The sequence below is a fragment of the Leptolyngbya sp. FACHB-36 genome (assembly GCF_014695955.1).
In the GTDB taxonomy this organism is placed as follows: domain Bacteria; phylum Cyanobacteriota; class Cyanobacteriia; order Leptolyngbyales; family Leptolyngbyaceae; genus FACHB-36.
In genome coordinates this window covers 1-6,186 of sequence record NZ_JACJPG010000359.1, presented here as the reverse complement: position 1 = coordinate 6,186, position 6,186 = coordinate 1, and the positions used below count along the sequence as shown (strand labels likewise).

Genomic DNA, 6,186 nt, shown 5'->3' with positions numbered 1-6,186 from the left:
GATCTGAGCGAAGACAACTTTGCTAGAAACACGCTTGAGGCGAACAGAAGCCTTAACAACCTGAAAGAGCTTGGGTTCGAAACTCAGCGTGGCAGTGGCAAAATCACCGGAACGGAAGGGCACGATCGCCTGATCGGCAGCAACGGAGATGACTTCCTCTACGTCGGCGACAATGGCTTTTCCTTCGGGACGGCTGAGGGCGGCGGCGGCACGGAGTTTCCATTCAAAACCGACAGCCCTGGCACCTCTAAGCTAAACACGGAATTGAAGGATGATGTGCTTCGCATCAGCGGAACCTATGAAAACTTCGATGCCTTCCCACTCTTTAGCCAAGGCGAGAAAGAGATTGATCCAAATGCAAAAATTCTCAATGGATCTGACCCAGTTGCCCTAATCAATGGCTTCTTGAAAGTCCCGAATGATGTAGAAGGCAACCCCATCTCTGGCACCCACTTGCACTTCAGCCCTGCTGGAGACGATCGTGGCAACTTTGCTGACGCAACGGTAGTTCGGTACTTCACGAATACCGTTGTCGATGAAAAATCTGGCACGATTTCAGGTGAGTTTGACCTCAAGCCAGAAGAGCAAGCTGCGCTTCTAGCAGGTAATTTGTATGTGAACATCCACACCAACATCGACGGTGACGGCGATGGAAAAGCAGGATTTCCAACTGGCGAGAATCGTCTCAACCTGAATAAGGACGTTGTTCGATTCGCCTAGCTTAATATTTAGGGTGGCATCACCTGTACAACTGTACACATCCGTCTCCTCATGATCGACCTGCCTGTTGAGGTTGGAATCTCCTCAACAGGCTTTTTTCTTTGGCTTCGTAGAACTCGATTGAATTATCTTGGAGTTCAGCAATGCAATTGATCCATCCTGCTCTAGTCTCGATCGCCTTTAGCACCTTACTAAACGCATGGATGCCAGCGGCGAATCCTGTCGAGAACCTCCCAAACTCTAGCGATCGCGCCGCCAATGTCGAGATCACCAGCGCTTCGGACTCGACATCCTCAAAGCAGAACCGCCTCACCGCAACCAATAACACCTATTATTTCACCGTGACTCTGCCAGAGCGAGCAGGCAGAGGGTTTACACGATTGTCGTTTAGCGAGCAAACAGACGCCGCGCCCGTTTGGTTCGATTTACCCAATGTTCGAGCCTTTGTTGGAACTCCAAATGCAACCGGTCGGACGATTAATTCAGACGCCTGGATTGATGAAACGGGAACCATTTGGGTCGAGTTCAAACCGTCTGTGCCTGCTAAAACAACCGTCACGGTTGCGCTCAAAACCCGGAAACCACCGACCGCATCGTTTTATGACTATGGCATTGCAGCCTATCCAGAAAAAGGAGCGGCGGTCTATGTTGGAAATGGCACGTTGAAGGTTCAGTAAAGAGGCTGTTCAGTAGAGACGTTTGTTTCAATTCAGGTTGTGTTGCAAGCGAGATATGTGCGTCTCGTTAAACCAGTCATGGAATTTTTTTTGCAGCACAACCCTGAGCGACCGGAAACGCTCGGTGAGCGATTGTAGTTACCCAATTTAAAGTGAAACTATCAAATTTGAGAAAATTTCCTGATGCTCGATCGACAGCGGCGTTTCTGGCAGAAGCTGTGTAGCTGAGAATGACTGATGATAGAGCTTGTCTCATTGCCCCCGAATGCTCAACCCACTGAATCCATTACTGCTGCCCCCGTTCCCGTCGCAATTGAACAGGTTGCGGTTCAACCCGAAACCACATTAGCTGCTCCACCTGCAATGGCACCGCCCGAATCTCTGCCAATTCAACCGATTGTAGGTCAAACGATCGCGTCGGCTGCACCCTCCACCCCCGATGCCAGCAATACAACAGACGCCATCACCGCGCGGAGGCAGGTTCTAGAACAACGGCTGGCGGAAATTGTCCGGCAAAAACGACAGCAGCAAGCCGCCCAACTACCTGCGCCCGTTGCGCCCGTAGTCAGCCCCGGCGGTAGCACCCCTGTGCGTGTGCCCAGCAAAGCCCCCAGTGGAAGCGCTGGCAGCAAGGCACTATCGCGTGACGCGATCGCGACCCTGCCGTACGACCTCGAAGTGCAGGCGATGCTGCGGGCGATCGTCGCCAAGGAAAGCAGCGGCAACCATCGCGCGGTGAATCCACACTCTGGGGCGCTGGGGTTCGGGCAAATCATGCCAGAGCTACTTCGCCCTTGGAGCCGCGAGGCGCTGGGTCGAGCCGTTTCCCGATCGGAGTTTCTCAATAGCCCCTCGCTTCAAGTTCAGATCATTGCCTATCGCTTAAATCGCTACTGGCAATCGGCATCAGCTTCCAGCAATGGTGATGAGTCGATCGCCGTGCGTAAAGTGGCTAGCCTCTGGTACAGCGGCAGAGCGAATTTATTTAATTCCACCACGCCGCAGTACTACCGGGGACACCGCTACCCCTCGATCGCGGACTACACGCTCAACGTGTGGCGTAGATACCAACTGGAAAAAGAAGCGCTTGCCGCGCTATCAGGGGTGAGCTAGTGCAGCGTCAGCACCCAGATTTAGGGTGATAGTCGAGATTTTAGACCTCCGAGGTTTTGAAAACCTCGGAGGTCTTGGGGAGCGCTTAGAAATTGGCAACCCTAAAATTGACGATTGACACACTGGTCATTCAGCATCCTGAGTCAAAAACTCCGAGGTTTGCCGCAGCCCTGGGGTATTTATATTAATTTGCTAAATTCCTGCGATCAATCAAATGACTGAACTGTTGGCAAAATCGAGCGTTTGCAGTTCCGTCGCTGGCTTCTCGCACAGCGAGTATTGCAACTTGCGAATTCCGAATTGGTATTACCGACTACCCGTACTTTCGTAGCTTGAGATACAAAGCTAGATGGAAATCTACGCCTCAATTAAAGGAGCGTCGGTTTAATGGCTGTGTTCGCATTACGCTGACGCTCAAGCCACGATTTTAATTGACGTTCAAATGCCTGATCCGCTGACAGGGCTACTCGATCCAACCCGAATTCTGTTCGATTTACAGCAGGGGAACGAGATTGCTCAGGGCTTCTCTGGCTGCTTGGAGCCAGACGAACTTGCGCGTCGAGTCACCGATGGCTTAGTTGAAAAATTTGACTGCGCGTTTGCGCGACTTTGGCTACTGGAACCGGATCAGAGCAGTCTAAAGCTTGTTGCATCCTCAGGACTGTATACCCGCACGGACGGGACGTTTAGCCGAGTTCCAATGGGAGCCTACAAGGTGGGCAAAATTGCTCAGAATCGCGTCTCGTTTCTGAGCAATAACTTAGCCGCAGAGTCATGGGTGGGAAATCGCGAGTGGGCGATCGCAAATAGTATTCGCGGGTTTGCAGGTTATCCGTTAGCCATTAAAGATCAGGTCATTGGCGTGCTGGCAGTGTTTAGCCATCACGCAATGGAGCCAGAATTTTTAGAGGTGTTGCAAACACTGTGCACGATCGCGACGATCGCATTAAACACCGCATTACAGTACCAAAAAGAAAAGCAAATTTGGCAATCGTCAACTCGCAGCCCTAGCTTCAGTCATCTTTCTCTATCGGATCAGCTAGTCAGCATTTTAAGTTCCACTCGATTAACGCTTGTTGGAACAGAAAAACCCCTAACGCTGTCTGTAACCTACTTATTTCTACAAACAGCCGAAATTCTCAACCGGATGAGGTGTGCGTACTGTCGGCTGATCTATACAGAAGACTTTGTTGCGCTTGAGGCGGTGGTGCCAACCGCTGAGCTAACCCGCCACGATTCAGAGTGGCTACAGTCCTGCTTAAATCCCCTATCGTTCATGGTGAGGCAATTAGGTGGATCGCTGCAACCGCAACCGAGCGCAAATCAGCGATCGCTTCAGGTAACTCTGCAAATGCCTTACGTTCAAGAATCATTGGGTGAGCCAGTGCGAATACAGTGCCGTTTACCGCTTTTACAACTGGCGTTTACTCATCTCGCGCTGTTAGCGGGGTTTGTGATTTCGTCGAGGATTGATGAGATGGTGCCGCTGCTGACGGATGACATCACCCTAATTCCATCAGCGAAGCGCGTGCTGTGGATTCAGCAGGGCGATCAGGCACTACCCAAAGGAATCAACGCAAAAATTGACTTATCGAGCAGTCCAGAGCAACTGCGGCAGGCGGTAGAAGCGGTTAAGCGCGATCAGCAATGGGGAATTTCTTCAGATGCCGAACCGCCGCCGCTGTCGGAACGAGAATTAGAGATTCTCATCCTTCTAACGCAGGGACACCGCGATCGCGACATTGCCGATCGCCTAATTATTAGCGAAAGCACCGTCAAGTTTCATATGAACAATGTGCTGACGAAACTAAAGGCGCGAACTCGCTATCAGGCGATTCATCTAGCGATTTCAAATGGTTGGATTCGATAAGGAAGCTATAGCATTTTCCAATTTAGATTTAGTCCTGTGCGGTCGGAATAGTTAAGGGTTAACTAATTGAATTGTCTTCTGTAACCTCTTCATTTAGATAGGAGAATCAAGAGCTTTCTACTAAGCGATCGTGCCTCCTAGCCTTATCGTTAGACTTGAATTTTTCGTGCTCAAAGATACAAATCACCACTGAGCAAGCACGTAATCTGGCAGCACAGTGAATGAGGCTTGAGCCAATGAAACAGCACTACTCCGTCATTATTGTTGGAGGTGGTCAAGCTGGACTATCGATGAGCTACTGCTTAAAACAGCGCGGCTTCGACCACATCATCTTTGAAAAAAATCAAATTGGCTATGCGTGGCGCTCAAAACGTTGGGATTCCTTTTGTTTAGTGACACCCAATTGGCAGTGCAGGCTTCCTGGATATCCTTATCCCGGATCCGATCCACACGGATTTATGCAGAAGGACGATATTGTAAACTACATCAAAGACTACGCGGCATCGTTTGATCCTCTGCTTAAAGAAGGCGTCGAAGTCTCAAAAGTCTGGAAAAACGATGCTCAGAATGTGTTTGAACTCACGACCTCGATCGGAAACTTTACTGCCGATCAAGTAATCATTGCAGCAGGCAGCTATCACAATCCTCGTATACCAAGACTTGCTGAACGGCTTCCTGAAACGATCGTGCAGCTACACTCATCTGAGTACAAAAATCCAGAGTCCTTACCAGACAAAGGCGTTTTGGTTGTAGGAACTGGGCAATCAGGATGTCAAATTGCTGAGGACTTGCACCTTGCAGGTAAACAGGTTCATCTCTGTGTTGGAAGCGCACCCCGATCGCCCCGACGATATCGCGGCAAAGATGTGGTGGATTGGCTGGATCAGATGGGATTTTATGATTTGTCGATCGACGAACATCCCCAACGAGAAAAAGTCAGAGCGAAAGCGAATCACTACCTAACAGGACGGGATGGCGGACGCGAAATTGACTTACGAAAGTTTGCCCTAGAAGGAATGCGACTGTATGGGCGGCTAAAGGACATTCAAGCGGGTAATTTGGAGTTTCGGAGCGATCTAAAGCAAAACTTGGATCACGCAGATGCCGTTTCTGAAAGCATCAAAAAAACGATCGATGACTTTATTAGAACGAACGGAATTCAAGCTCCAGTAGAAGCGCTTTATCAGCCTGTTTGGGAGCCAGAGGAAGACCTGCTAACGCTGGATTATGACAAGGCGAACATTGGTGCAGTTATTTGGTCTACGGGGTATCAGTCCGATTTTAGCTGGATCGAAATTCCAGTATTTGATGGCAAAGGCTACCCCGGACACGAGCGCGGAGTTACCCACGTCTGGGGACTCTACTTTTTGGGGCTTCCGTGGCTGTATACCTGGGGGTCAGGCAGATTTTCGGGAGTTGCTCGGGATGCAACTTACCTGGCTGACTACATCGTAGCAAGAAGAAAAGTTGCTTCCCAACCCAATGCGTGGAGCGTCGTGAATGAATTTCTGCTCGGTTCGTAGCATCGATCGAGTAGGCGAGTTGCCCATCTCACCTATCGATTTAGATAGGTCGCGTCCGATCATTTGAATACGATTTCGATCGTACCGTCGCAGTTCCTAGCCTTATGGTTAGACTTGCATCTTTCGTAGTTACCGATACAAATTATCGCTTTCGGTAGCGCGTAATCTGACATCACGATTAAGGCTTTCGTTAGCAGGTTGTACTAACAATCTAGCGTTCACATCTTGCAATTCTTGCGAAGGAAACTATCATGCCTGAAGTTACTGCTCCCGCTCATCAAGT

At 49.9% G+C, this 6,186-nt stretch carries 5 protein-coding genes; all 5 read left to right on the top strand.

All coding sequences use genetic code 11. From position 1 onward, the window contains the following. Window positions 1-720: CHRD domain-containing protein (locus H6F43_RS10160; RefSeq protein ID WP_190342666.1), on the top strand; the 720-nt coding region annotated here is incomplete at its 5' end. Window positions 721-863: 143 nt separating this feature from the next. Then, complete coding sequence (locus H6F43_RS10155) at window positions 864-1,397, top strand: DUF2808 domain-containing protein (RefSeq protein WP_190342665.1); 534 nt, start codon at window positions 864-866, stop codon at window positions 1,395-1,397. A gap of 237 nt (window positions 1,398-1,634) precedes the next feature. Beyond that, window positions 1,635-2,510 (top strand): transglycosylase SLT domain-containing protein, encoded by an 876-nt coding sequence (locus H6F43_RS10150; RefSeq protein WP_190342664.1) that lies wholly within the window; start codon window positions 1,635-1,637, stop codon window positions 2,508-2,510. Window positions 2,511-2,952: 442 nt separating this feature from the next. After that, the gene (locus tag H6F43_RS10145; RefSeq protein WP_190342663.1) at window positions 2,953-4,380 is read left to right on the top strand and encodes a LuxR C-terminal-related transcriptional regulator; all 1,428 of its coding nucleotides are present in this window, start codon (window positions 2,953-2,955) and stop codon (window positions 4,378-4,380) included. 236 nt (window positions 4,381-4,616) lie between these two features. Then, the gene (locus tag H6F43_RS10140) at window positions 4,617-5,903 is read left to right on the top strand and encodes an MSMEG_0569 family flavin-dependent oxidoreductase (protein ID WP_190342662.1); all 1,287 of its coding nucleotides are present in this window, start codon (window positions 4,617-4,619) and stop codon (window positions 5,901-5,903) included. Window positions 5,904-6,186: the final 283 nt, after the last annotated feature.